The sequence below is a fragment of the Campylobacter concisus genome, assembly GCF_050447485.1.
In the GTDB taxonomy this organism is placed as follows: domain Bacteria; phylum Campylobacterota; class Campylobacteria; order Campylobacterales; family Campylobacteraceae; genus Campylobacter_A; species Campylobacter_A concisus_BQ.
On sequence record NZ_JALMFY010000001.1, the window covers coordinates 1,183,335 to 1,206,859 of the forward strand.

Below are 23,525 nucleotides of genomic sequence, written 5' to 3' on the forward strand. Positions count from 1 at the left end.
TTTATAAACAGCTAGACTTTTAGGTCTAAATTTCGCTTTTTCTGGCTTTTCTCCATCAGCTTTAGTATATCTATGCCGCTTTTTTCAAGGCGCATTAGCTCCTTAAGATAGGCAAATTTCTCGTCCTTATTTATATCGTAGGTCGCTAGCTTCTCGCTTCGGCCGATCACCGAGGCATAGACCTTGTTGCCATCAAGCTTATCGGTATTTTGCACATTGTAAAGCGACAGCACGCCCTCTATCACCTCTTTAAATTTCGCCCCGCTCTTCATGCCAGCCTTCATCAGCGTTAAAAATCTCTGCCTGCTCTCATCGTCAGTGAAATTTATACTTTGCATTGTCTCATATTCGATCGGTGGCTTGTTTGTGCTAGTTAGCATTGAGATAGCCTTCTTGCCTATTGTAATGCTCTCCACGCCGACCCTCTCGCCAAGGTACTGCCTCATCGCATAGTCCAGCCACTTGTCCTTGAACTCCTCAGCACTCAGATCCTTATCAAGTATCTCAAAGCCCTCCACATGGCTTTTACGGCCAAGTCCTAGCAATGTGCCGCTATCATCTTTTGACGTGTACTCTTTTGCGAAGAGATCGACGTTTGTTGGATAGTATCCGATGATCGATTCGTAAAGCCTTCCAAAGCCAAGCGCCTCGGTCTGACTAACAAAGCTTTTAAGCTCATCTATCTCGTCTTGGCTCATTTGCTTGTCGTATCCCATAAGCTTGCCCCAGATGCTTATCTTGCCATTGGCGGCTATACCTGTGAGCGAGTTGTCTTTAGCAAATTTTAGCGGCTTATCATCTTTGTTAAATTTACTCTCATTTGTCTGGTTTAAATTTATCTGATCGCTGCTTTGGTTAGCGAATTGAGCTAATTTTTGAGGTGATAAATTTAAGGAATTTTCGTCTGTGCTAGGCCTGATATGGCTAGCGCTTTGCTCTCTAATGTTTTGAAAGCCACTATATAAATTTACATTAGCTCCATTTACGCCACCTATCATCTCAAATCCTTTGTAAGATAGTCAAAACAAATATCGTCTTTTTCAGAGTAAAATTTAGAAATTTGTAGAGTTTGACTTGTTAATTTAGGCTGGTTTGAGACTGGGTAAATTTGGATAATTTAGAAGTTGAGAATTTAGAATTTGCTTTGTAAAAATTTGCATGTATCGATTTTTATTGTATCTGGTTTAGTTTTATTATATCTAGTCTATATATTCGGTTTTGGATTTATCATATACAACTCTTTTGTCATATCATGGCTATTTCAGATCAAATTTATACCATCTTCAGCGTCACTGTAGCCACATTACCAAGCCCTTCTGCAACCTATCAAAGTGAGAGTTTTGCAGCTTTTTGGATTGTAAATTTGAAATTTGTTTTTTGAATAATTTAAATTTGAGATAGTTTGTCTGGATGATTGCCCTGCTTTTGGTTTTGCATTTTAAATATATAGCCCTTAATCCTAAAACTTCGCAAAATAGCTTATAGATTTGGCCCAGAAACACTCAAAATAGAAATAACCCACCTAAAGAAAATATCACAAAAAATTACCGAAGTAAAATTTAAAAACTACTAGATCTAAATTTAGAAATTTATGGCGTAAGCTTTGAAATTTAATAGATAAGTTTGATCTAGAAATTTAAAACCCTATTTTTGAGGTTTTTGGCATAAATTAAAGAGCGTCTGTTTGCGTTTTATGTGCTTTCAAACCGCTATAAATTTACTTACACCAGCTATTTTAACCTATAGCATCAGCTCGTCTAAAAGCCACGAAATCAAATTTATAATGCTACAACTTGTAAATTTCCACAGACTAAAATGGATAAATTTAAAACAAAAATTTTTAAAAAATAAACGTAAAAAGAAAAATTTAGAAAAAAAGAGAGCCAGGATAGGCTCTCTGGGGATTATTCAGCTACTAGCTCTATATAAGCCATCTCAGCTGCGTCGCCTCTGCGAACGCGAGTTTTGATGATTCTTGTATAGCCACCGTTGCGCTCTTTAAATTTTGGAGCTACTTCAGTAACTAGCTTATTTGTAGTCTCTTTGTCTTGCAATGAAGCAAATACTGCTCTGTGAGCGTTAGAGTCGCCCTTTCTAGCTCTTGTTATCAGCTTTTCAACATAGCTTCTAAGCTCTTTTGCTTTTGGTAAAGTTGTCTCTATCTTTTCGCTTTTGATGATAGCTATCGCTAAATTCTTAAGCAATGCAGATCTATGAGATGACGTTCTACCAAGTTTGCGATATCCGTGTTTATGTCTCATCTATTGTCCTTTTATTCTTTTGCACTCATTTGTGATTTTAGCTCGGTTATTTTCTTTCTGAGTTGCTCTTTGCTATCTTTTAACACATCGACACCAACTGGATAGCCTATCTCTTCCATAACCGCTTTTATCTCTTCAAGAGATTTTTTACCTAAATTTTTAAGCTCTTTAAGCTCATTTTCGTCCATCAACGCAAGCTCACCGATAAATCTAATATCGGCCTTATCAAGGCAGTTAAAACTTCTAGCACTTAAATTTAGATCTTCTACACTAGAAAGTAGCTTTGAGAACTCGCCGCTTGCACTTGAGCTAGCAACTGGAGCGCTAATATCAATATCCAAAATTCCTTTAAATACTGACATTTGCTGATACATAGCTTCTAAACAATTTTTAAAAGCTTCTACTGGACCAACTTGACCATCTGTTGTAATCGTAAATACGATTTTCTCGTAGTCTGGGTCATCTTCAACCAAGACGTTTTGTATCTCATAAACTGCTTTTTTAACTGGTGTAAAGAAAGCATCTAGTGCGATATACTCGTCTTCGATCTCTTCTCTGATCTCTTCACTAGGAACATATCCGATACCTTTTTGGATGATAACTGAAAAATTTAACTCAGCATCTTCGTTGATAGTCGCAAGATATGCATCTGGATTAACGATCTCAACTAGGTCGTTATTTAGGTCAGCGCCAGTTATCTCTTTTGGTCCTTTAAAGCTATACTCTATAACTTCACGCTCACTGCCGTTTTTTAACTTAAATCTGATCTTTTTCAAATTTATAATAAAAAATGCCACGTCTTCAAGCATGCCACGCATACTATCAAATTCGTGACTAACGCCTTTTATCTTTACACCGATAGGAGCAAAGCCTACTGTGCTTGTGTAAAGAAGACGGCGTAGTGGGTGAGCCAAAGTAACAGCATAACCTGCTTCAAAAGGATATGCTGTAATGTTAGCGACATTTTCACTAACACTTTTAACTTCTATTTCAGTTGGCATATAAGCTGATATAGTAATCTTTCTCATCTTTATACCCTCTATTATTTTGAGTAAAGCTCTACTATAAATCTTTCCTCAACAGGAATGATAACCTCTTCTCTTTCTGGATTTCTAGTGAAAATTCCAAATTTTTTCTCTTTTTCCACATCTACCCAAGCAACGATGCCAGTTTGAGCTGTAAGATCGATCGCGCGAATGATTTGTGGATTGTTTTTTGATTTCTCAGCAACTTCTACTTTAGAGCCTGGCTCCACTCTGTAAGATGGGATATCCACTCTCTTGCCATTTACTAAAATATGTCCGTGAGTTACAAGCTGGCGAGCAAAACGACGAGTCGTTGCAAAGCCCATTCTGTAAACAACATTGTCTAATCTCTGCTCTAGTAGTTGAACCAAAAGAGCACCAGTGTTGCCCTCGCGGCGTGCTGCTTCTTGGAACAATCTTCTAAATTGTTTCTCTGAAACACCATACATAAATTTAGCTTTTTGCTTCTCGCGAAGTTGTAAGCCATATTCACTTATTTTTGCTCTTCTTTGTCCGTGTTGTCCTGGTGCATAAGGTCTTTTTTCTAAAGCGCTTTTACCAGCAAGTCTTCTTTCGCCTTTTAACGCAAGAGACACACCAAGACGTCTTTCTAATTTTTCAACAGGTCCTGTATATCTAGCCATAATAATTTCTCCTAATTTTCTCTAATTATACGCGGCGGCGTTTTGGCGGTCTGCAACCATTGTGTGGTAAAGGTGTGATATCTTTGAAGAAAGTTACTTTTATACCCTCTACACCACCTACACTCTTAACAGCCGTTTCACGTCCGCTACCTGGACCTTGAACCTTGATGCCAACTTCTTTAATGCCGTGTTCTTTTGCTTTGTTTAAAGCATCTTCTACAGCTTGTTGAGCTGCATAAGGAGTTGATTTTTTACTACCTTTAAAGCCTAAGCCACCTGCACTACTCCATGCAATAGCATTTCCCATTTCATCAGTTACAGTTACCATAGTGTTATTAAATGTTGCACTGATATAAACGATACCTTTGGCTATGCTTTTTCTAACTACTTTTTTCTTAACAATTTTTCTTTTTGCCATTTATTATCCTTTAACCCTTGCCTTACTTAGTAGCCGCACCGACAGTCTTACGTCTGCCTTTTCTGGTTCTAGCATTAGTTTTAGTCTTTTGACCACGAACAGGAAGACCTTTTCTGTGGCGAAGACCTCTATAACTTCCAAGATCCATAAGAGCTTTGATATCCATAGCAACTTGTTTTCTCAAATCACCCTCAACGACGTGGTGCTCTTGAATTTCTTTACGGATAGCTGCTGCTTCGTCTTCGCTAAGCTCATAAACTCTCTTGTCGTAAGAAATTCCAGCTGCGTCAAGGATTTGACGAGATTTGTAAAGACCTATACCATAGATATAAGTCAAACCATACTCTATTCTCTTTTTGTTTGGTAAATCTACACCTGCAATACGTGCCATGCCTTATCCTTGTCTTTGTTTATGTTTTGGATTTTCGCAGATAACACGAATTATGCCACTACGTTTGACAATTTTACATTTGTCACACATCTTCTTTACAGAAGGACGAACTTTCATTTTAGTCTCCTAAAAATTTATTCCACTTTTTTAGGGGCTGCATCAGGTCTAAAGAAATAATTTAAACCAACTATTTTCAAAATAAGTGGGGAACTTTGAAAATAATTCTTCATACAGCTTTTCGCAAAGCTTGGATTTTATCCAAAACCAGCTTTAAATTTACTTAGCATATTTGCCAAGAGCCTAAATTTACTTATATCTATAAGTGATCCTGCCCTTGTCTAGGCTATATGGCGTAAGTTCTACTTTTACGCGGTCGCCAGGCATTATCTTTATATAATGCATTCTCATCTTTCCGGCGATATGACATAAAATTATATGTTTGTTGTCGAGCTCAACTTTAAAAGTTGCATTTGGCAGTGCTTCAACAACATTCCCATCAATCTCAATGACATCGTCTTTTGCCACAAATTCTCCTTTCTTTAAATTTTTGCTATAAATTTTACGCTTGGCTTAAAATTTCAGCTTTGCCATTAACTATCGCCATACAATGCTCATAATGGCTAGTTCTCAAACCATCTTTTGATGTTACTTTCCAGTTATCACTCCCCAAAACTGGCGTGCCATCTTTTTGGCAGATCATCGGCTCTATACAAAAAACCATTCCCTCTTTTATCTTTGGTCCAGCTTTTGGGTTGTTTCCTTCAATGTAATTTGGAATTTCTGGCTCTTCGTGTGGCCTTTTTCCTATGCCATGACCGCAATATCCGCGCAAAGGCACATATCCTCTACCTAGTATAAATTTCTCAAGCTCGTAGCTGATCTCTTTAAAGTGCATACCAGCCCTTATATAGTCAATCACAAAATAAAGCGCATCTTTTGAGCAAGCGATCAAATCCTCGTCATCTTTTGAAATTTTACCAACCCCAAAAGTCCTAGCCGAATCGCCAAAATAACCATCTAAATTTGAGCCGATATCAACACTAACGATATCGCCCTCTTTTAGCTTGTATTCGTTTGGAATTCCGTGGATCACCACTTCATTGACGCTTATGCAAGCTGCATTTGGAAAGCCGTAAAGCCCTTTAAAAGCTGGTTTTGCCCCAGCAGCTCTTATCATATCTTCGCAAATTTTATCTATCTCAAGAAGGGAAATTCCAGGTTTTATGATCGTAGAAACGTGATCAAGTGTTCGAGCGACGATCTTATTCGCCGCTCTCATTTTCTCTATCTCAGCTGGTCTTTTTAGCGTGATAGCCATTTTATAGACCTACTGCACTTAGAGTTTGGTATTTGTTTGTATAAGACTGGGCTTCTATACGCCTCATCGTATCAAGTGCTACTGAAACCACGATAAGTACTGATGTACCACCAAAATAAAATGGTACGCCCATAGTCTTGACAAGTACCCAAGGTAGTGTTGAAATGATACCTAAGTATAAAGCTCCACCTAAAGTTAGTCTGCCAGCTACTTCATTTAGATAGCTAGCAGTACTTTCGCCTGGTCTAACACCAGGGATAAACCCGCCTTGTTTCTTTAAATTTTCACTTATATCTTTTGTATTAAATACGATCGATGCGTAGAAAAACGCAAAGAAGATAATAAATAAAAATGTTAAAACATTAAACATATAGCCATTTGGACTTAAAAAGTCGTTGATAGCTTGGATTACTGGATTTGTGCTAGCCTGCAAAATAGTGCTTGGAAACATCAAAATCGCACTAGCAAATATCGGTGGGATAACGCCACTTAAATTTACTTTGATTGGTATATAGTTCATTATACGTTTGTTTTGATTTTCCATTATCACTTTTCTTGAGTAAGAAATAGGGATACGCCTTTCGCCCATCTCGACAAAGATAATAGCACCAATAGTCGCTAAAATGATCACCAAAATAGCGATGACTGTTAAGAAATTCATCTCAGAAGTATTTACCAAATTTACAGTTCCGCCGATCGCACTAGGTATGCCAGAGACGATGCCCGCAAAGATGATAAGACTTATACCGTTGCCTATACCGCGCTGTGTGATCTGCTCACCTATCCACATAAGTAGCATAGTGCCAGTTAGCATAGATACAGCGGAGATCGCGATAAATAAATTCATATCTATCATGATAGCTTGCTCGCCACCACGACCGCTTAAGCTTTGAAGTCCGATAGAGACGCCGATTGATTGTACAAGAGTGATAACGATGGTTGCATAACGTATGATTTGCATATATTTTTGCATACCGTCGCGCTCTTTTTTCATCTGACCTAACTTTGGAAATGTCGCTGCTAGAAGCTCCATGATGATCGAAGCTGTGATGTAAGGCATGATGCCTAGAGATATGATACTTAAACGCTCAGCGGCTTTACCACTAAACATATTAAATAGACCCAAGGCGTTGCTATTGTTTGAATTGAAAAATTCTTTAATTACGTCGACATTAACACCAGGAACTGGCACATAAGCCAGTATCCTGTATGCGAACAAAAATGCCAACGTGATTAAAATCTTGTTGGTCAGTGTTTTATCCATTATTTTGTTCCGCTAACGCTAACGTTCTCGTCTTTGATCTTTGAAGCAAGAGCTTTTGCGCTTGCACCGATTAGTTTTATCTTAGTAACGCTCTTTGAAATTTTATGAACGCTAGCTATTGTTGCTATTGAAATTTCTGCAAGCTCTTTTATAGCTGCGATCTTTTCAACATTGATAACATAAGGTTTTTCAAATTTAGAAGCAAAGCCTACTTTTGGAAGACGTCTTTGAAGCGGTTGTTGTCCGCCCTCAAAGCCCCTTTTTTCATTATAGCCTTTTCTTGCTCTTTGACCTTTATTACCTTTGCCAGCAGTTTTACCATTGCCACTGCCTTGACCACGACCTATTCTTTTAATTGCATGAGTTGAACCTGCAGCAGGTGTTAATTTTTCTAATGCCATCTTAACTCCTTTCTCTTAGCTTTTTAGCAAACTAAGTGCTTTTATAGTAGCACGAACGACGTTTGCTGAGTTGTTTGAGCCAAGTGATTTAGTAAGGATATCCTTAATACCTGCAAGCTCTATAATAGGACGTGCACTACCACCAGCGATAACACCAGTACCCTCGCTAGCTGGGCGAAGTAGCATTCTACTTGCGTTATATTTTACCTCTACATCGTGAGGGATAGTTGTGCCCTTGATCTTAACGTGGATAATATTTTTAAATGCGTCGTCAATCGCTTTTCTCATCGCATCTGGCACCTCTTTAGCTTTGCCATATCCAAAGCCAACTAGGCCATTTCTATTACCAACAACAACTAAAGCTGTAAATCTAAATCTACGACCACCTTTAACAACCTTTGTAACCCGACCGATATCGACGATTACTTCTTCAAATTCTTCTCTATTATATTTTTCCATCGATTTTCCTTTGGGTTATAGCTTGATGCCATTTTCTCTTAAAGCTTCAGCAAATGCTGCAATAACACCATGGTATAGATAACCATTTCTATCAAAAATCGCAACATCTATCTTCTTAGCTTTTAAAGCCTTAGCAAATTCTTTAGCTAAAGTGACCGCACCTTCTTTGTTTGCTTTTATGCCTATTTTTCTACCATCAACTGCAGCTAGTGTAGTAGCTGTAACGTCGTCAATCGCTTGAACATAAAGAGTCCTGTTTGATTTGAAAATAGAAACTCTTGGGCAAGTTGCAACACCAGAAATTTTACCTCTGATTCTTCTTTTTCTCTTAATTCTAAGAGCGATTTTTCTTTTTAGTACTTTTGCTGTCATTTACCGCCCCTTACTTCTTAGATGTCTTGCCCGCTTTGCGGATGATACGTTCTTCTAGATATTTAACGCCTTTGCCTTTGTATGGCTCAGGTGGTCTAAATCCTCTAACTTGAGCAGCCACTTGACCTACTACTTGTTTATCGTCACCTTTGATAGTAATAACGTTTTTATCAACGCTAGCTTCAACGCCTGCTGGTAGCTCATAGTTGATAAGGTGTGAAAAACCAAGAGAAAGCTCTAAAATTTTACCTTTTGCAGCTGCTTTATAACCAACGCCGTTGATCTCAAGCTGGCGAGTAAAGCCGTGAGTGATACCAGTTACGATGTTGTTAGCAAGTGCTCTATATGTTCCCCAGTAAGCTCTACTTTGGCGATCTTCGCCCTTTGGAGCAAAAACTATATGACCATTTTCTATCTTGACATCGACGTGACCTTTTGTGTCAAGCTCTTTTAAGTGATTGCCCTTTTTAAATTTTAGGACATTATTTTCAACGCTAACGTCTACACCACTTGGGATAGCGATAGGCTGTTTTCCAATACGTGACATTTTTTTCCTTTACTTGTCTAGGGTGTTCCTACATTTACGAATAAACACCACAATGCCGTAAATTTGATCGTCAAATTTGACGAAACCTGACTAAATTTAGCCTTGGCGAAATATAAAATTTCACCTAGCTAAAGTTAAATTTCTAAATTTAAAACAACGCCAAAACGCTGCTTTACTATTACCAAACGGTGCAAAGAACCTCGCCGCCAACGCCAGCTTTACTTGCTTCAATACCGCTCATAACGCCTTTGCTTGTGCTAACGATAACTGTTCCGTAACCATTTTTAAAGCGCTTAATGTCGTCTTTGCCTTGATAAACACGGCGACCAGGTTTTGACACCCTTTTAAGCTCGTTTATAACGCTTCTGCCGTACTCATCATACTTTAAAACTACGTTTATAAATTTCTTGTTACCTTCTTCGATAACGTTGTAGCTCTCGATATAGCCTTTTGCTGCAAGGATAGAAAGAGTAGCCTCAACAACCTTAGAATGAAGCAACTTAGCAGTCTCAAGTCTTCTCATACTTGCATTTCTAATGCGTGTTAATCCATCTGATATTAAATCGTTCAACATTTCTCTTCCTTACCAACTTGCTTTTTTAAGACCAGGTATTAGGCCTTCGTTAGCCATTTTTCTTAGGCAAACACGGCAAATTCCAAAATCTTTATAAACAGAGTGCGGACGACCGCAAATTTGGCATCTAGTATAGCCGCGAACCGCAAATTTTGGCTTGCGTGCAGCTTTTGCTATCATTGATTTCTTTGCCATTTTACTTTCCTTTTGCAAACGGCACACCAAATAGCTCTAGCAATTTGAATGCCTCTTTATCATTTTTAGCCGTAGTAGCAATCGTAATATTCATACCATGAGTTCGTAAAATTTTATCATACTCAACCTCTGGAAACATTAGCTGCTCGCTAAGACCAAAGTTATAGTTTCCACGTCCATCAAAGCCATTTTTTGGAAGACCACGGAAGTCTTTAACTCTTGGAAGAGCAACGCTGATTAGCTTATCTAAGAAAGCATACATTTGCTCTTTTCTCAAAGTTACTTTTATACCAACGGGGAAACCCTCGCGAACTTTAAAGCCAGCAACTGATTTTTTAGCATCAGTGATAACCGCTTTTTGTCCAGCGATAAGTGAAATGGTATCAGCCATATTTTGAAGCACTTTCTGATCTTTCGCAGAGTCTCCAGCTCCTACACTGATCACGATCTTCTCGAGCGCAGGGATAAGCATTGGATTTTTGATGTCAAATTCTTTTACGAGAGCTGGCTTGATAGTTTCGTTAAATTTATCTTTTAATCTACTCATATCTCTTATCCTTCAACTTTCGCGACGTTTGATATGTCAATTGGCATCTCTTTATTTACGTGACCACCATTTGGAGTTTTTTCGCTTGGTTTGATAGCTTTTTTAGCTACTTTGCATCCCTCAACTATAACCTGACCTTTTTTTGCAAGAACTGCTAAAATTTTACCAGTTTTGCCTTTATCGTCACCAGCGATGATCTTTACAGTATCGCCTTTTTTGACTTTAAATTTTACATTAGCCATTATAAAACCTCCGGAGCTAGCGAAACAATCTTCATAAAGTTAGCATATCTAACTTCACGTCCAACTGGTCCAAAAATACGAGTGCCGACTGGCTCTTTTTTGCTATCAAGTATAACAGCTGCGTTCTCGTCGAAGCGTATTAGCGAACCATTATCTCTTTGAACCTCTCTTTTAGTTCTTACAACAACAGCTTTTACAACCTGTCCTTTTTTGATCTTACCATTTGGAAGAGCTTTTTTAACAGAGCAAACTATGATATCGCCAAGTGTAGCGTATCGTCTTTTACTGCCGCCAAGAACTTTTATACACATTAACTCTTTTGCACCGCTGTTATCAGCAACTGCAAGTCTTGTAAAACTTTGAATCATTACTCAACTCCCTTTGCCAATACAGCTTTTAAGCGAAAATTCTTGCGAGCTGAAAGTGGTCTGCACTCAACTGCAACAACTGTATCGCCTGCTCTTGTCTCATTTTTCTCATCATGAACTAAATACTTCTTAAAGCGTTTTACAAATTTATGGTATCTTGGGTGCATAACGCGTCTTTCTACCAAAATAGTAGCTGTTTTATCTCCAGCTTTTTGTAAAACAACACCTTGAATTTCTCTTTTTAATGCCATTTTACGCCCCTTGTCTTGTTGCACTAATTGCAGTGTTGATCTGAGCTATCTCTTTGCGAACAGCACTAATCTCATTAGGGTTGCTTAACTGCATAGTTTTTAGCTTTTGTCTCAATGTAAATAAAAGCACCTTTTTCTCTTTTAGCAACGCGTTTAATTCTGCAACGCTCTTATCTTTTAACTCAGTATATTTCATTTTCACTCTCTCGCGTTACAAATTTTGATTTGAAAGGAAGTTTGTGTAGAGCCAAAGTTAAAGCTTCACGAGCCAACTCTTCGTCAACACCAGCCATTTCAAATATTATACGACCAGGTTTAATGTTCATAACCCACTCTTCAACTCCAGCCTTACCTTTACCCATACGAGTTTGTAGAGGTTTTTTAGTAAGTGGCTTATCAGGGAAAACCCTAATCCAAATTTTAGCCTGTCTCTTTACGTGACGAGTTAGAGCTTGACGAGCAGCTTCTATTTGGCGTGAATTTACTCTACCAGCTTCAACAGCTTTAAGTGCAAATTCGCCAGTTGCTAAAGATGCTCCACGAGTCGCATAACCACGGTTGCGACCTTTCATTTGCTTACGAAATTTCGTTCTTTTAGGCATCAACATAATTATTTACCTCTTCTTGCTCTACGTGTTTTCTTAGGTGCTTCTTCTTCAGTTTTCTCAGGTTGAACACCTTTTTGAAGAACCTCACCTTTAAAAATCCATACTTTAATACCTATGTTTCCATAAGTTGTATGAGCCTCAGCTACACCGTAATCGATCTTCGCTCTAAGAGTATGAAGCGGAACGCGACCTTCTAGATACCACTCGGTTCTTGCCATCTCAGCGCCACCTAAACGACCAGCAACTGAAATTTTGATACCTTTAGCGCCTGATTTTTGAGCACCTTGGATAACTTTTTTCATAGCACGTCTAAATGCGACACGCTTTTCAAGTTGCATAGCTACGTTTTCAGCAGCAAGTTGAGCTGAAGCTTGAGCTTTTCTTTCTTCTTTGATATTTACATTTACTTCTTTACCGATAAGTTTGCTAACTTCATTCTTTAGGTTTTCAACATCTTGGCCTTTTTTGCCGATGATGATACCAGGACGAGCAGCAACTACGGTTACACGAAGTTTTTTAGCCGTTCTTTCGATTAAAATTTGGCTAATTCCTGCATAGTAAAGTTTTTTCTTTAAAAATGCACGAATTTTATAATCTTCACCGATATTTTCAGGAAGACTTTGTTTGGTTGGAAACCATCTAGATTCCCAGTTGCGGTTAATTCCTAGTCTAAGACCTATTGGATTTACTTTTTGTCCCATATTATGCTTCCTTCTTTTCAGGTTTAGATACTTCTACCATTACATGAGAAGTAGGTTTGCGAATTTTGCTCGCTGTTCCTCTTGCTCTTGGTCTAAATCTCTTTAATACAGGACCAGCATCAACGCGGCAACTAGTTACTACAACCTCTTCTGGTTCAAATCCGCCATTTGCTACTGCTGAGCTAATAGCGTTTGCTATAAATTTAGCACCACGATTTGGCATAAACTGCAAGCTTGCAAGTGCTAGCTCGGCATTCATACCTTGAACTTCTCTTGCTATAAGTCTTGCTTTTGTAGGAGAAAGTCTTACGAATTTTATAATTGCTTTACTCATATTATCTCCCCTTACTTGCCGATTTTCTTTTGCACTGAGCCTTTGTGACCCTTAAATGTGCGTGTTGGAGCAAATTCGCCAAGTTTATAGCCTATATGATTTTCTGTAACATATACAGGAATAAAGCTCTTGCCATTATGAACGTTAAATGTTAGTCCAATCATTTCAGGTACAATCGTGCTACGTCTTGACCAAGTCTTGATTGGTTTGTTATCGTTTGCATTTTTTGCGGCAATAACTTTTTTCATTACATGATCATCTACGAAAGGACCTTTTTTGAGTGATCTTGCCATCTCTATTTTCCTTTCCTTCTTGAAATTATAAGCTTATCGCTAGCTTTTTTACGGCGAGTCTTAGCACCTTTAGTTGGTTTACCCCATGGAGTAACTGGGTGACGGCCTGAATTTTTCTTACCTTCACCACCGCCGTGTGGGTGATCAACTGGGTTCATAGCAGAACCACGTGTTTGTGGGCGGATACCGCGGTAGCGATTACGTCCGGCTTTACCGATAGTGATGTTAGCCCAGTCTTCGTTGCCAACTACACCGATACTTGCCATACACTCAGCTAGTACCTGTCTCATCTCGCCACTTGGCATTCTTAAGATAACGTACTTCTCTTCTTTACCCATTAGCTGAGCATAACCGCCAGCTGAACGAGCTATCTGAGCGCCTTTGCCAGGTTTTAGCTCTACGTTATGAACGATAGTACCAACTGGGATAAATCTTAATTTCATAGCGTTGCCTGGTTTAATATCTAGTGAGCCCTCATCAATAGATGCGATAACGTCGCCAACATTTAGGCCGTTTGGTCTAATGATGTAGCGCTTTTCGCCATCTTTGTAAGCTATAAGAGCGATACGGCAGTTTCTGTTTGGATCGTACTCGATCGCTTCAACTTTACCTTCTATACCAAATTTGCGACGTTTAAAGTCGATGATACGATAAAGTTTTTTTGCACCTGCTTCTTTATGTCTTGAAGTTATACGACCATTGTTATTTCTACCGCCAGATGCAGGTAGTTTAACAAGCAAGCTTCTAACGCTTGGTTTAGCTGTTATATCTTCAGAGCTTAGTCCAGTCATATATCTACGACTAGGTGTATATGGTTTATATGATTTTATAGCCATCTTACGCCTCCGTATTTTCTAGGCTTACGCCTTCAGGTAACTTAACGTAGAATTTCTTTATCTCGTCACGTTGGCCTGCTCTTCCTCTAAAACGCTTAACCTTGCCGCTAATTCTAAGTGAATTTACGCGAACAGGCGTTACTCCAAAATACTCTTGCAAAACCGCTTTTAAGCTGTTTTTTGTAACTCTTGGTGAAGTTTGGATAACAACAACGCCTTGTTCTTGAAGGCCTAGAGTTTTTTCTGTATAAATAATTGTTTTGATATCAGTTATATCCGCCATTTTAGCCCTCTTTTGTTATAGTTTTTAGTGCAGCTTTTTCAATAATAACCGAACTAAATGTAGAGACAAGATAAGCATTTACCTCATTTGCATCTACTACATAGCAGTTTGCTAAATTTCTAAAAGCAAGTAGTGTTTTATCGTCTAGTAAATCTTTAACGATAAGTGCATCTTTTACTTTTAAATTTTTGATGATATTAGCTGCATCTTTTGTCTTTCCAGACTCGATTGAGATGCTATCTACTGCGAAAATTTTACCATCTTGTGCTTTTGCTGCCAAAGCGTACTCAAGAGCTAGTCTTTTTTGTTTTTTATTGACTTTTTGAAAATAGTTTTTCTCGTTTGTTGGACCAAATGCAACTGCACCGCCCACCCAAACGTTAGTTCTAGTTGAACCTGCTCTTGCACCACCACGTCCTTTTTGTCTCCATGGTTTTTTACCACCGCCGCTTACAAAAGCACGGCTTTTAGTATGAGCCGAATTTGCTCTTATACCAGCAAGGTAAGATTTTACATAAAGATATAGGTTGTGCGGATTTACTTCAGCGTAGCTTGCAGGAAGCTCTAACTCGCCTGAATTTTCAAATTTATCGTTTAATACGTGAATTTTACTCATTTTACAATCCTTATTTTACCCATTGCACCATTGTGACCAGGAACGCAACCTTTTACAACTACGATGCCATTTTGAGCGTCAAAGCTTATTAGCTCGTTTTTAACAGTAACTTTCTCATTGCCCATGTGTCCTGCCATTTTCATACCTGGTTGAACACGACCTGGCCATTCGCAGTTACCAATTGAACCGTGGCGTCTGTGGAAACGTGAGCCGTGGCTTTTTGGACCACCACCGAAACCATGTCTTTTTACCACACCTTGGTAGCCTCTACCTTTTGAGTTAAAGCTAACTTTTAAAATTTTAGCCTCATTTAATGGTGTAAAGTCTAGGTTTCCAACTTCGCTATTAGCTACTTCAAGCGTAGCAAATTTGTTAAATTCTGCAGTCAGATTGTATTTCTTTTGCTGACCAGCGATAGCTTTGTTGTTTGCTTTAGTGTGGGCATACGCTACGATAGCACGTTTGTTTTCGTCGATCTCACATACTTTAGCCTCAACTAGCTTAAGTAGTGTAACTGGCGTACTCTTCGTGGCAATCGTTCTACTCATGCCTATTTTTTCTACAATATATTCCATACTCTTATCCTTTTGTCTGCTTACTTCATCGCACGAACTTCGACATTAACTTCTGGAGCTAGGTCGAGTTTTGTTAGGCTATCTACAGTTTCTGGAGTAGCAGCTACGATGTCAAGCATACGAGCGTGTATTCTCATCTCAAACTGCTCACGTGAGTCTTTGTTGATGTGTGGAGATTTTAAGACTGTATAGCGTTTGATCTTTGTAGGCATTGGTACCGGGCCACGAACGTCGGCACCTGTTCGTTTGACAGCTTCTACGATTGCTGCAACAGTGCGGTCTAGAACTCTATGGTCGTAAGCTTTTAGCTTTAACCTGATTCTTTCCATGTGTTTTCCTTTAAAAAGAACTTGTCGCAAACTCGCGACCTCTTTACATCAAAATAACTCGCATAGGATCAAGCGATCGTACGAGCAAGACATAGGTCTTTCGTAAAGAGACTGCGATTTTACAAAAAAGCTATTATAGTTGTCAATAAAAACGCTATTTTTTGTTGAATTTTGATTAATTATTTCCTTTTAATAAGGAAAGTATCTTGTTGATAGAGGTTTTATTTTTTAAATTTTTATAAATTTTTAGTATGAAAAATTATTTCTTACCTCTAAATTTTTAAAATTTTAGGCGATATTTTCCTTTTTAAAAGGAAGTGGCTATAATTTCAAAAAGCCAAAAAGGTTAAATTTGAAAAGTTTAGAAACGCTCTATCAAGCACCCATTAAAAATGCTAAATTTATCCCCAGAAAATATGAGATCATCCCGCCAAAGACACTCATCATTGGCGCTATTTCAAGTGGAAAAACAGCCCTTGTTTATGAGTTTTTGAGCCATTATAAAAGCGAGGAGAGGCTTTATATAAATTTAGACGATATAAGGATAGATAGAGCCTCGCTTTTAGCAAATTTAAAAGAGTTTTTAGAAAAAAACAGCCAGATAAAGGTGCTCGCAGTTGAAAATTTACAAGGCGCTGATCTTGTAAATTTAGACTTTTTAAATGGGCTCACACTTGAAAACATCATCCTTACAAGCAAGGAATTTTCACTCTCGCTTGATGGCTTTGCACGCATAAATTTAAACTACCTTGACTACGAGGAATTTATACTATTTTTTAAGAAAAATTTGGACCAAGACCTGCTTTTTAGCTACTTTTTAGCCCATGGCAACGAGATAGCAAGCGCCTTTTTGGACTCCAGCGAGGTCACAGCTCACTTGCAGCAGCTCTTAAGAGCAAATTTAAACGAGCAAAGCATCGCCATCCTAAAAGAGTGCGCAACAAAGTGCCACGACACCATAAGCACCTTTGGGATTTATAAAAATCTAAAAGAGCAGATGAAAATTTCAAAAGATAGCGTTTATGGCGTGATAAATTTGCTAAATGAGAGTGGATACGTGGAGTTTGTGCCAAATTTAGATGAGAGTAGCACGAGTAAGAAAATTTACTTTACAAATTTCGCTCTTCGCAACGCTTTGTGCCTGAAAAAAGACTTTTTGGCTGTCTTTGCAAATGTCGTTTTTTGTGAGCTACTTAAATTTAAAGATGAAATTTACTATACAAAAGAGATTGACTTTTTCCTTACTAAAAGAAAGCTTGCGATCATCTGCGTACCCTTTTCTGCGCCTGAGATCGTCTTTTTGAAATTTAAAAAACTACACGCAAGCCTAAAAGAGCTGGGTGTTAGTAAGCTTCAAATCATCAGCGTCACAAACCAAGCCGAGCAAAGCGTGGAAGGGATAAAATGCGAGATCTTGCCATTTTCTAGGTGGAGCCTTGGTTTGTAAATTTACACCCTTTGTTTGTTTATCATTTTAAAAGCCTATAGATAAAATAGTTATAATCAAAAAAACTATAAAGGACGGACATGAGAGCATTTTTTGGGATCTTATTCATCGCTGTAAGCCTTTTTGGCTACGAGATAAACCACGAAAACTGGGCTAAATTTTATAAATTTAGTGGCGATGCAAATGGTGTGAAATTCGAAGTTTATATGAACTATTTTAAAGATGAATTTGAAAATTTCAAACAAAGCAAGAGCTTTAAAGTCCCGCCTAAGATAAGCGGTCACATCTTTTTTGACGGCGCTAAATATGACTATGAAAAGGGCTCTTTTGAGCAAAATGGCAGTGAAATTTCATCGCTAAATGCAGTCTCAGACAAGATAAATTTAGATGTTAAAAACGAAAATGGCGAGCTAAAAGGCAAGATAATCGTCAAAAACAAAGCCTACAACGCCACAGTAAAAGAAGAAAAAGAGTATGAGATCCTAAATATCGGCATACAAATGACCGAGTCAAACGGCACGAGATATGAGGCGATCACTAACGACATCTTCGCTAAAGACTCAGCCAAAAAATACAAAAACAAGCTTCTTGCAGAGTTTTACGACCTAAAAAGCGAGCGCAAAAAATGGCCAAACAACCAGTATGAGAGCCTAAAAGATATCTACTATATCAACGACAAGATCAAGAGTGTTTGCACCTATAAAAACGAAAAAACAAACTGCGAGGTGATCTCGCTTGCAACAAACAAAAAGCTAAAGCTAAAGCAAATTTTTAAAGATATGAATAACGAACATCTAAAAGCAGTCCTAGCAACCGCTGGCGTGAGCGACAACTTCGTGCTTTCGCCGCTTGGCCTTACATTTTTAAACGAGGAGCAAATCAGCGTCCCACTTGAGGAGCTAAGACCTTACTTTAGCGATGAAGTCGGGCTGTAATGGCTAAAATTTGCGGTATCGATGAGGCTGGGCGTGGGGCGTTGGCTGGGCCACTAAGCGTTGCTGCTTGCGTGCTAAATAGTGAAATTTCTGGCCTAAACGACTCCAAAAAGCTAACGGCAAAAAAGCGCGAGGAGCTATTTTGCAAGATCACAAAAAGCTCAAATTTCCTCATCGTCTACTTCTCAAACGTCCAGATAGACGAGCTGGGGCTAAGTGAGTGCCTAAGGCGAGCGCTCAAGCTTTTTAAGGCGCATTTTGAGGGCTTTGAGATCATTTACGATGGAAATTTAGACTACGGCGTTGGTATAACAACGATGATAAAGGCCGACGGCAAGGTAGCTGGGGTAAGTGCAGCTAGCATCCTAGCCAAAGTGAGCCGTGACCGCTTGATGAGTGGCTGGGACCAAATTTACCCCGCATACGGCTTTGCAGGGCACAAGGGATATGGCACGAAGTCGCACATAGATGCCATAGCTAAATTTGGCTACTCAGACTTTCATAGAAAAAGCTTTGTCATAAAGCCAAAACTCACGCAGGGCTCGCTATTTTAGCTGCGCATCCTCCATATAAAAAAGCACGCTTGCATCGTAAAATTTATAAACTCCGTTTTCTTGCACGATTTCCATAGAACGCAGAACAAAGACCCTTTTGCCTACTTCAAGGATCAAAAGCTGCTCTTTTAACTGCTCAAATACCTCAGCACCAAAGTCGCCGTCTGGCTTTAAATTTAAACTCGCAAGCGCCTTTTCTAGGTGCTTTTGCATATTTATGCTAACGCTTTCATTATCTAGCTGCATAACGAGCTCATCGCCATTTACGCTGCTTGAAACTACGCTTTTTATGGTCGCCTCTTTGACGTTTATACCGATGTTGCCTGAGTTAATGCTAAATACCTGCCACTTTTTCTCCGAGATACTCTCTAAATTTGATATAAATTTTTTATTTTCTAGTGCAAATTTATCGCCGTTTTCTACGAGATAGTCAAATTTATCTTGCAAAAAGTAAAGCTTCTCTTCGCCTATCTTACTCACGTCGCCACTTAGCGTGCCATCGCTACCAAGCAAATTTAGCGACCTTAGCTCTCTTAACAAAAGCTCTTTTTGAGAATTTATGGTAAGCAGCTTCGTATCAAGGACAAAATGGGTGAAAAATATACCAAATACCATCAAAAATGCTAGAAATTTATAAGGGAAATCCCTAAAAAATATCATCACAAAATAGCTCAAATTTGCAAATATCACACAGGCGATGAGATATATCCTAGGCTCGCTTAGGCCGTACTCGCCGACTCTGTGCATGACGCCCCACCAAAGCAAAATGCTAGGCAAGATGACAAAAAGTGGCAAGAGCTTAAAAATTTGATCATAAATTTGGCTTTTGATGAGTAAATTTAGCCCTCTTAAAACAAAGCCAGCGATCAAGCAGGTAAGCACGATGTAGGCCACTCCGCCACGGGGCAGCTCAAGCAAAACAAGCCTATAAATGCAGTATAAATTTAGTAACGCCACATAGATGATGAGTAGAGGATTTAGGATGAAATTTATGGTGATCTTGATGAAATTTAAGAGCCTGTACTCGCTAAATTTGCTCTCAAAAAAGATAAATAGACAAGGCAGACCAAAAGAGACCAGCGTCAAGTAGAGCCTTTGCGTCCTGTGGCTGGTTAAGAGCTCCAGCCCAAAAAGGTAATTAAGCCCTGCGAAAACAGCCAAAATGCCAAGAAAAAATAGATGAAAAATGGCAAATGAGATGAGTAAATTTAATAGTCTTGCCAGGCTCTGGCTTATAAATTCCTCATTATCTTTGGCAAAATTTAAAGAGAATAAAAGCACAAAAGCCATGATATAAAGTGCCACAAGATCGCTGGCATGACCGCTTAGCTTAAGGCCAAAAAAGTAAAGGCTAGCTCCAAATATCAAAAAGTATAAAGGGAGTAAAATTTGCCTTTTATTTAGGTAGATAGCGACCAAAAGTAGCGGCTCAAGTAGCCAAAAACCTCTATACTCATCCACTATCTGGCTGAGGCTAAGAAAAATGGTAGCTAGACTAAACGTCAAAATGGTAAGAAGCAAAATTTTTTTATCAGCAAATGCGGCTTTTAGCTCGGTGATGATGTGCAAGGTCGTCCTTTAAAGGATGAAATTTAGCCACTTTACATGGCTAAAATGGGGGTTTAGAAATTTGCAAAGGCGCAAATTTCTAAATGAAATTTATACTTTTAAAAGCTCGGCTTCTTTCTCTTTTACAAGAGTGTCGATCTTTGCGGTGTAGGTGTCAGTTATCTTTTGAACCTCATCTTGACCTTTTTTGCTCTCGTCTTCAGTTATAGCTTTGTCTTTTTCAAGCTTTTTGACCTCGTCGTTTGCATCTTTTCTCACGTTTCTGATGCTAACTTTTGCCTTTTCGCCCATAGCTTTTGCGTGTTTTGCATTTTCTTGGCGTTGCTCGACGGTCATTGGTGGGAAAAATAGCTTAACGCTCTCGCCGTCGCTGTTTGGATTGACGCCGATATTTGCAGCTTGGATGGCTGATGAGATCGCTTTTATCATGCTCTTTTCCCAAGGCGTGATAGCGATAGTCGAAGCGTCGCTTGTTAGCACGGTGGCTACTTGGTTAAGCGGAGTTGGCGAGCCGTAGTAATCAACCATGACGTTATCTAGGATGTTGATATTTACCTTGCCAGTTCTAAGTGTTGTAAAATCGCGCTTTAGTGAAGCGATCGCCTTTTCGCAACCCTCTTTTTGGGTATCGTAAATTTTATTTAGCATTGGTGTCCTTTATTAGAAGTTTTGTACTTCTGTGATGATCTACTTTTAGCGACATTAACACTTTGCGTTCATTAAGTGGTGGGTTAAATTTACACTCAAAAACGCCATTTGTCATAGGTACTTTTCTAAAGCCATCAAAGCCAGTCATGAAAAAACTGCCCTCGCTTGCGTTTGTGTCGGTTTTGATGATGAGCTTGTCGATCGCATTGTTTTGCGGATAGCCCTCTGGAAATATCCACTGAGCATTTAAAAATTTGCTATTAAAAGTTAGTGCTATCTTTGTGCCGTTCATCACTGGCGTTCTGTAAAGATCATAAACGTCGCTTTTATCTGAAACTGCGCCTGAGTTTTGATTTAAAAGTGCTAAAAAGCCAAATTCTTTTGCCAAAGAGACGACCCTGCTATCGATCTCACCGTAAGGCACTGCGAAGTATTTTGGCTTATAGCCCATGTGCTTTTCAAAGGTCTCAACGCCCTTTTGAAAGTCCTCTCTTAAGGCCTCATCGCTAAGTTTAGTCATCCTTGGATGAGCGTATGAGTGATAGCCGATCTCTCCGTAAGCTTCTAGCTCTTTGATCTGATCAAAGTCTAGATAATCACCATATTTGTTCGCGCTTGCCTCTACATAGACCATCAAAGCAAATGGGTAGTTATACTCTTTAAAAAGCTCAAGAGCGTTATTGTAAAAGCTTTTGTATCCATCATCAACGGTGATAACGATCCAGTTATCAGGGATCGGTTCGCCAGCATTTACCGCATCGACAAGCCTTGATAGCTTGACAACTTCGAAGCCATTGTTTTTAAAGTATTCAAACTGCTCTCTTAAATTTTGAATAGAAATATCCGTGCTAGCGTGCCTTGGCTCGTCAAAGCGGTGATAAACTAGAATGTGAGCGTCTGCCAAAGCAAACGTTAGCGTCAAAAGTGACGCTAAAAACGTTTTTATCATTGTTATTTTGCTGGATTTTGTGGTGCGCTAGGAGCTGCTGGCACGTCGTTTGATTTTGGTATGACTAGAGATTTGCTATCGACGCTATCAACGATAGAGCGTTTTAGATCTTTATTGTAAAAATATCCAAGCGCAAGTGTGTTTAGGATAAACAAAACGCCTACCACAAAGGTAAATTTAGCTAAAAATCCAGCTGGTCCTTTTGCTCCAAAAAGGCTCTCGTTGCTTCCACTGTATGCTCCAAGACCGATAGATGAGCTCTTTTGGAGTAAAACTGCGATCGTGATAACGACAGCTAGAACAAATTGTAAGATTAAAAATATTAAACTCACGAAATTTCCTTTAAATTTTTTAAATAGTTTGCGATTATACAAGAAAAGATTTAAATTTTTAGTTAAAGTTCTTTTTCAAGCTCATAAAGCTCGTATCTTATGCTTTTAAAAAGCTCGGCTCGCTCTAAATTTATCAGCTTAAAGCACTCTTCAAGCACGCGAGCGCTCTCCTGAGCACGCTTGAAATTTGCAGTGATGATCTCATCTAAATTTGACCTTGTCTGCTCGCTTTTTGTGCTGGTTTTTAAAACATCATTTTGCGAATTTCTAAATTTTAAAAATTCTTTTTGTGGGATCTTTGCCTTGTGGCGGAGGGACTTTATCTTATAGGCGAGCTTGGCGTCATCAAAGACATATCTTTTTATATCTTCAACGACGCGAAGCCCTTCTTTTAGCCTATTTAGATTCGCATCTATCACTCGGTAGATGCGCTCGTCATTAGTCATTTCTATTAAAAATGCCTAAAATTTGTAGTAATGATGTAAATAAATTTACAAAATCAAGATACAAAGCAACTGCACCTTCAACTGGTGTCTCGTAGTTGCCACGGATGATATTTTGTGTATCAAAAAGTATGTAAGCACTAAATAAGATCGATGAAATACTTGCGATTACAAGTTGAAACATCGTGCTTTTAACGAAAATGTTGATGATCGCTGCTACAACGATAACTATCAAAGTTATAAATAGCATCTTGCCCATCGTTGTAAAGTCGCGTTTTGTATTCATCGCAAAGACGCTTAATGCACCAAATGCAACTGTTGTCAAACCAAATGCTTGGGCCACGATACTAGCGCCACTTGGCATAGCAAGGATCGCTGAAAGTAGTGGAGTTAGCGTAAGACCACTTACAAATGTAAATGCAAAAAGAAGTATTAAATTTAATCCCTCTTTACGTTTAGCCGCCATTAGACCAAAAAGCAACACAAACTCAAGTATCACAAGTCCCCAAAACAAAAATCTATTTGCCGCAAAAACGCCAGCGATGCTAATGCCTACATAAGCGCCAGCAGTAGCTGAAAGTAGTGATGCTGCAAAAAGTTGATAAGTTTGTTTTATAAAAGTGCTTAGTGAGCTTTGAGAATACGCAAGCTCTTCTTGATTTTGCTTAGCGTAGTTTCTATCATACAAACTCATTTTTTCTCCTTATGAATTTTTGTGGTGAGTTTAGCCTAAAATAATTAAATAATAAATAAAAAGAAGTTTAATAAAAATTATTAGTTTAAAGTCCATTTTAGA

The 23,525-nt window shown here is 38.7% G+C and carries 39 protein-coding genes; 3 read left to right on the top strand and 36 right to left on the bottom strand.

The window, feature by feature from the left end; all coding sequences use genetic code 11:
* Window positions 1-11: 11 nt before the first annotated feature.
* The 30 genes from MTT29_RS05995 to rpsJ all read right to left on the bottom strand — a co-directional run bounded on the left by MTT29_RS05995 (window position 12) and on the right by rpsJ (window position 15,852).
* Entirely contained in the window at window positions 12-998 is a 987-nt protein-coding gene (locus tag MTT29_RS05995; RefSeq protein WP_429800068.1) for a hypothetical protein, read from the bottom strand.
* Window positions 999-1,904: 906 nt separating this feature from the next.
* Window positions 1,905-2,261, bottom strand: a complete 357-nt coding sequence (rplQ, locus tag MTT29_RS06000; protein ID WP_002941584.1) for a 50S ribosomal protein L17 — start codon at window positions 2,259-2,261, stop codon at window positions 1,905-1,907.
* Window positions 2,262-2,272: 11 nt separating this feature from the next.
* Window positions 2,273-3,289 carry a DNA-directed RNA polymerase subunit alpha gene (locus tag MTT29_RS06005; RefSeq protein ID WP_429800069.1) on the bottom strand — a complete coding sequence of 339 codons (1,017 nt, stop codon included), beginning with the start codon at window positions 3,287-3,289 and terminating at the stop codon, window positions 2,273-2,275.
* A gap of 14 nt (window positions 3,290-3,303) precedes the next feature.
* Complete coding sequence (rpsD, locus tag MTT29_RS06010) at window positions 3,304-3,930, bottom strand: 30S ribosomal protein S4 (RefSeq protein WP_021084023.1); 627 nt, start codon at window positions 3,928-3,930, stop codon at window positions 3,304-3,306.
* A 25-nt stretch (window positions 3,931-3,955) separates the two neighbouring features.
* The gene (gene rpsK / locus MTT29_RS06015; RefSeq protein ID WP_002941551.1) at window positions 3,956-4,348 is read right to left on the bottom strand and encodes a 30S ribosomal protein S11; all 393 of its coding nucleotides are present in this window, start codon (window positions 4,346-4,348) and stop codon (window positions 3,956-3,958) included.
* A gap of 22 nt (window positions 4,349-4,370) precedes the next feature.
* Window positions 4,371-4,739, bottom strand: a complete 369-nt coding sequence (rpsM, locus tag MTT29_RS06020; protein WP_012140556.1) for a 30S ribosomal protein S13 — start codon at window positions 4,737-4,739, stop codon at window positions 4,371-4,373.
* Window positions 4,740-4,742: 3 nt separating this feature from the next.
* A complete protein-coding gene (gene rpmJ, locus MTT29_RS06025; protein ID WP_002941545.1) occupies window positions 4,743-4,856 on the bottom strand; it encodes a 50S ribosomal protein L36 in 114 nt (37 codons plus the stop codon).
* Window positions 4,857-5,045: 189 nt separating this feature from the next.
* The gene (infA, locus tag MTT29_RS06030) at window positions 5,046-5,264 is read right to left on the bottom strand and encodes a translation initiation factor IF-1 (protein WP_002848031.1); all 219 of its coding nucleotides are present in this window, start codon (window positions 5,262-5,264) and stop codon (window positions 5,046-5,048) included.
* 34 nt (window positions 5,265-5,298) lie between these two features.
* Window positions 5,299-6,057 carry a type I methionyl aminopeptidase gene (gene map, locus MTT29_RS06035; RefSeq protein ID WP_103647839.1) on the bottom strand — a complete coding sequence of 253 codons (759 nt, stop codon included), beginning with the start codon at window positions 6,055-6,057 and terminating at the stop codon, window positions 5,299-5,301.
* Window position 6,058: 1 nt separating this feature from the next.
* Window positions 6,059-7,321, bottom strand: a complete 1,263-nt coding sequence (gene secY / locus MTT29_RS06040; protein ID WP_009295263.1) for a preprotein translocase subunit SecY — start codon at window positions 7,319-7,321, stop codon at window positions 6,059-6,061.
* On the bottom strand, window positions 7,321-7,722 hold the full coding sequence (rplO, locus tag MTT29_RS06045) for a 50S ribosomal protein L15 (protein WP_103575094.1): 402 nt from the start codon (window positions 7,720-7,722) through the stop codon (window positions 7,321-7,323). The genes secY and rplO overlap by 1 nt, the downstream gene beginning before the upstream one ends.
* Window positions 7,723-7,737: 15 nt before the next feature.
* Complete coding sequence (gene rpsE, locus MTT29_RS06050; RefSeq protein WP_002941646.1) at window positions 7,738-8,181, bottom strand: 30S ribosomal protein S5; 444 nt, start codon at window positions 8,179-8,181, stop codon at window positions 7,738-7,740.
* Window positions 8,182-8,196: 15 nt separating this feature from the next.
* Complete coding sequence (rplR, locus tag MTT29_RS06055; RefSeq protein ID WP_002941658.1) at window positions 8,197-8,553, bottom strand: 50S ribosomal protein L18; 357 nt, start codon at window positions 8,551-8,553, stop codon at window positions 8,197-8,199.
* Between the two features lie 10 nt (window positions 8,554-8,563).
* On the bottom strand, window positions 8,564-9,100 hold the full coding sequence (gene rplF / locus MTT29_RS06060; protein WP_002941606.1) for a 50S ribosomal protein L6: 537 nt from the start codon (window positions 9,098-9,100) through the stop codon (window positions 8,564-8,566).
* A gap of 178 nt (window positions 9,101-9,278) precedes the next feature.
* Entirely contained in the window at window positions 9,279-9,674 is a 396-nt protein-coding gene (rpsH, locus tag MTT29_RS06065) for a 30S ribosomal protein S8 (RefSeq protein ID WP_035169968.1), read from the bottom strand.
* Window positions 9,675-9,683: 9 nt separating this feature from the next.
* A complete protein-coding gene (locus MTT29_RS06070; RefSeq protein ID WP_002941532.1) occupies window positions 9,684-9,869 on the bottom strand; it encodes a type Z 30S ribosomal protein S14 in 186 nt (61 codons plus the stop codon).
* Window position 9,870: 1 nt separating this feature from the next.
* Window positions 9,871-10,416, bottom strand: coding sequence for a 50S ribosomal protein L5 (rplE, locus tag MTT29_RS06075; RefSeq protein WP_002941643.1), 546 nt, complete (start codon window positions 10,414-10,416; stop codon window positions 9,871-9,873).
* Between the two features lie 5 nt (window positions 10,417-10,421).
* Window positions 10,422-10,658, bottom strand: a complete 237-nt coding sequence (gene rplX / locus MTT29_RS06080) for a 50S ribosomal protein L24 (protein WP_009295260.1) — start codon at window positions 10,656-10,658, stop codon at window positions 10,422-10,424.
* Entirely contained in the window at window positions 10,658-11,026 is a 369-nt protein-coding gene (gene rplN / locus MTT29_RS06085) for a 50S ribosomal protein L14 (protein WP_002941516.1), read from the bottom strand. The genes rplX and rplN overlap by 1 nt, the downstream gene beginning before the upstream one ends.
* Window positions 11,026-11,277, bottom strand: a complete 252-nt coding sequence (gene rpsQ / locus MTT29_RS06090; protein WP_002941511.1) for a 30S ribosomal protein S17 — start codon at window positions 11,275-11,277, stop codon at window positions 11,026-11,028. Before rpsQ ends, rplN begins: the two co-directional genes overlap by 1 nt.
* Before the next feature lies 1 nt (window position 11,278).
* A complete protein-coding gene (rpmC, locus tag MTT29_RS06095; protein WP_002941625.1) occupies window positions 11,279-11,473 on the bottom strand; it encodes a 50S ribosomal protein L29 in 195 nt (64 codons plus the stop codon).
* Window positions 11,460-11,885, bottom strand: a complete 426-nt coding sequence (gene rplP, locus MTT29_RS06100) for a 50S ribosomal protein L16 (RefSeq protein WP_002941572.1) — start codon at window positions 11,883-11,885, stop codon at window positions 11,460-11,462. Before rplP ends, rpmC begins: the two co-directional genes overlap by 14 nt.
* Before the next feature lie 2 nt (window positions 11,886-11,887).
* The gene (rpsC, locus tag MTT29_RS06105; protein ID WP_002941650.1) at window positions 11,888-12,586 is read right to left on the bottom strand and encodes a 30S ribosomal protein S3; all 699 of its coding nucleotides are present in this window, start codon (window positions 12,584-12,586) and stop codon (window positions 11,888-11,890) included.
* Between the two features lies 1 nt (window position 12,587).
* Window positions 12,588-12,920, bottom strand: coding sequence for a 50S ribosomal protein L22 (gene rplV / locus MTT29_RS06110; RefSeq protein WP_009295259.1), 333 nt, complete (start codon window positions 12,918-12,920; stop codon window positions 12,588-12,590).
* A gap of 11 nt (window positions 12,921-12,931) precedes the next feature.
* On the bottom strand, window positions 12,932-13,213 hold the full coding sequence (gene rpsS / locus MTT29_RS06115) for a 30S ribosomal protein S19 (RefSeq protein WP_002941639.1): 282 nt from the start codon (window positions 13,211-13,213) through the stop codon (window positions 12,932-12,934).
* 2 nt (window positions 13,214-13,215) lie between these two features.
* Complete coding sequence (gene rplB / locus MTT29_RS06120; protein ID WP_103567076.1) at window positions 13,216-14,049, bottom strand: 50S ribosomal protein L2; 834 nt, start codon at window positions 14,047-14,049, stop codon at window positions 13,216-13,218.
* 1 nt (window position 14,050) lies between these two features.
* Entirely contained in the window at window positions 14,051-14,332 is a 282-nt protein-coding gene (locus MTT29_RS06125) for a 50S ribosomal protein L23 (protein WP_002941535.1), read from the bottom strand.
* Between the two features lies 1 nt (window position 14,333).
* Window positions 14,334-14,948, bottom strand: a complete 615-nt coding sequence (gene rplD, locus MTT29_RS06130) for a 50S ribosomal protein L4 (protein WP_002941609.1) — start codon at window positions 14,946-14,948, stop codon at window positions 14,334-14,336.
* Window positions 14,945-15,523, bottom strand: a complete 579-nt coding sequence (gene rplC / locus MTT29_RS06135; RefSeq protein WP_002941563.1) for a 50S ribosomal protein L3 — start codon at window positions 15,521-15,523, stop codon at window positions 14,945-14,947. Before rplC ends, rplD begins: the two co-directional genes overlap by 4 nt.
* Window positions 15,524-15,543: 20 nt before the next feature.
* Entirely contained in the window at window positions 15,544-15,852 is a 309-nt protein-coding gene (gene rpsJ / locus MTT29_RS06140; RefSeq protein WP_009295257.1) for a 30S ribosomal protein S10, read from the bottom strand.
* Between the two features lie 352 nt (window positions 15,853-16,204).
* Here rpsJ and MTT29_RS06145 point away from each other — a divergent pair, with 352 nt between their 5' ends.
* From MTT29_RS06145 to MTT29_RS06155, 3 genes are all read left to right on the top strand, one after another.
* Window positions 16,205-17,299 (top strand): ATP-binding protein, encoded by a 1,095-nt coding sequence (locus tag MTT29_RS06145; RefSeq protein WP_429800070.1) that lies wholly within the window; start codon window positions 16,205-16,207, stop codon window positions 17,297-17,299.
* Window positions 17,300-17,379: 80 nt separating this feature from the next.
* The gene (locus MTT29_RS06150; protein WP_429800071.1) at window positions 17,380-18,234 is read left to right on the top strand and encodes a hypothetical protein; all 855 of its coding nucleotides are present in this window, start codon (window positions 17,380-17,382) and stop codon (window positions 18,232-18,234) included.
* Window positions 18,234-18,788 carry a ribonuclease HII gene (locus MTT29_RS06155; protein WP_429800072.1) on the top strand — a complete coding sequence of 185 codons (555 nt, stop codon included), beginning with the start codon at window positions 18,234-18,236 and terminating at the stop codon, window positions 18,786-18,788. The genes MTT29_RS06150 and MTT29_RS06155 overlap by 1 nt, the downstream gene beginning before the upstream one ends.
* Here MTT29_RS06155 and MTT29_RS06160 read toward each other — a convergent pair.
* The 6 genes from MTT29_RS06160 to MTT29_RS06185 form a co-directional block, all read right to left on the bottom strand.
* The gene (locus MTT29_RS06160; protein WP_429800073.1) at window positions 18,780-20,357 is read right to left on the bottom strand and encodes a DUF4153 domain-containing protein; all 1,578 of its coding nucleotides are present in this window, start codon (window positions 20,355-20,357) and stop codon (window positions 18,780-18,782) included. The two genes, MTT29_RS06155 and MTT29_RS06160, sit on opposite strands and share 9 nt — an antisense overlap.
* A gap of 90 nt (window positions 20,358-20,447) precedes the next feature.
* Window positions 20,448-21,005 (bottom strand): ribosome recycling factor, encoded by a 558-nt coding sequence (gene frr / locus MTT29_RS06165; protein WP_021087228.1) that lies wholly within the window; start codon window positions 21,003-21,005, stop codon window positions 20,448-20,450.
* A complete protein-coding gene (locus MTT29_RS06170; protein WP_429800074.1) occupies window positions 20,995-21,954 on the bottom strand; it encodes a polysaccharide deacetylase family protein in 960 nt (319 codons plus the stop codon). Before MTT29_RS06170 ends, frr begins: the two co-directional genes overlap by 11 nt.
* Before the next feature lie 2 nt (window positions 21,955-21,956).
* Entirely contained in the window at window positions 21,957-22,286 is a 330-nt protein-coding gene (secG, locus tag MTT29_RS06175) for a preprotein translocase subunit SecG (protein WP_002941549.1), read from the bottom strand.
* Window positions 22,287-22,348: 62 nt separating this feature from the next.
* Window positions 22,349-22,732 carry a thiamine-phosphate pyrophosphorylase gene (locus tag MTT29_RS06180; RefSeq protein WP_103607283.1) on the bottom strand — a complete coding sequence of 128 codons (384 nt, stop codon included), beginning with the start codon at window positions 22,730-22,732 and terminating at the stop codon, window positions 22,349-22,351.
* Window positions 22,725-23,423 (bottom strand): Bax inhibitor-1/YccA family protein, encoded by a 699-nt coding sequence (locus MTT29_RS06185; protein ID WP_002941542.1) that lies wholly within the window; start codon window positions 23,421-23,423, stop codon window positions 22,725-22,727. The genes MTT29_RS06180 and MTT29_RS06185 overlap by 8 nt, the downstream gene beginning before the upstream one ends.
* Window positions 23,424-23,525: the final 102 nt, after the last annotated feature.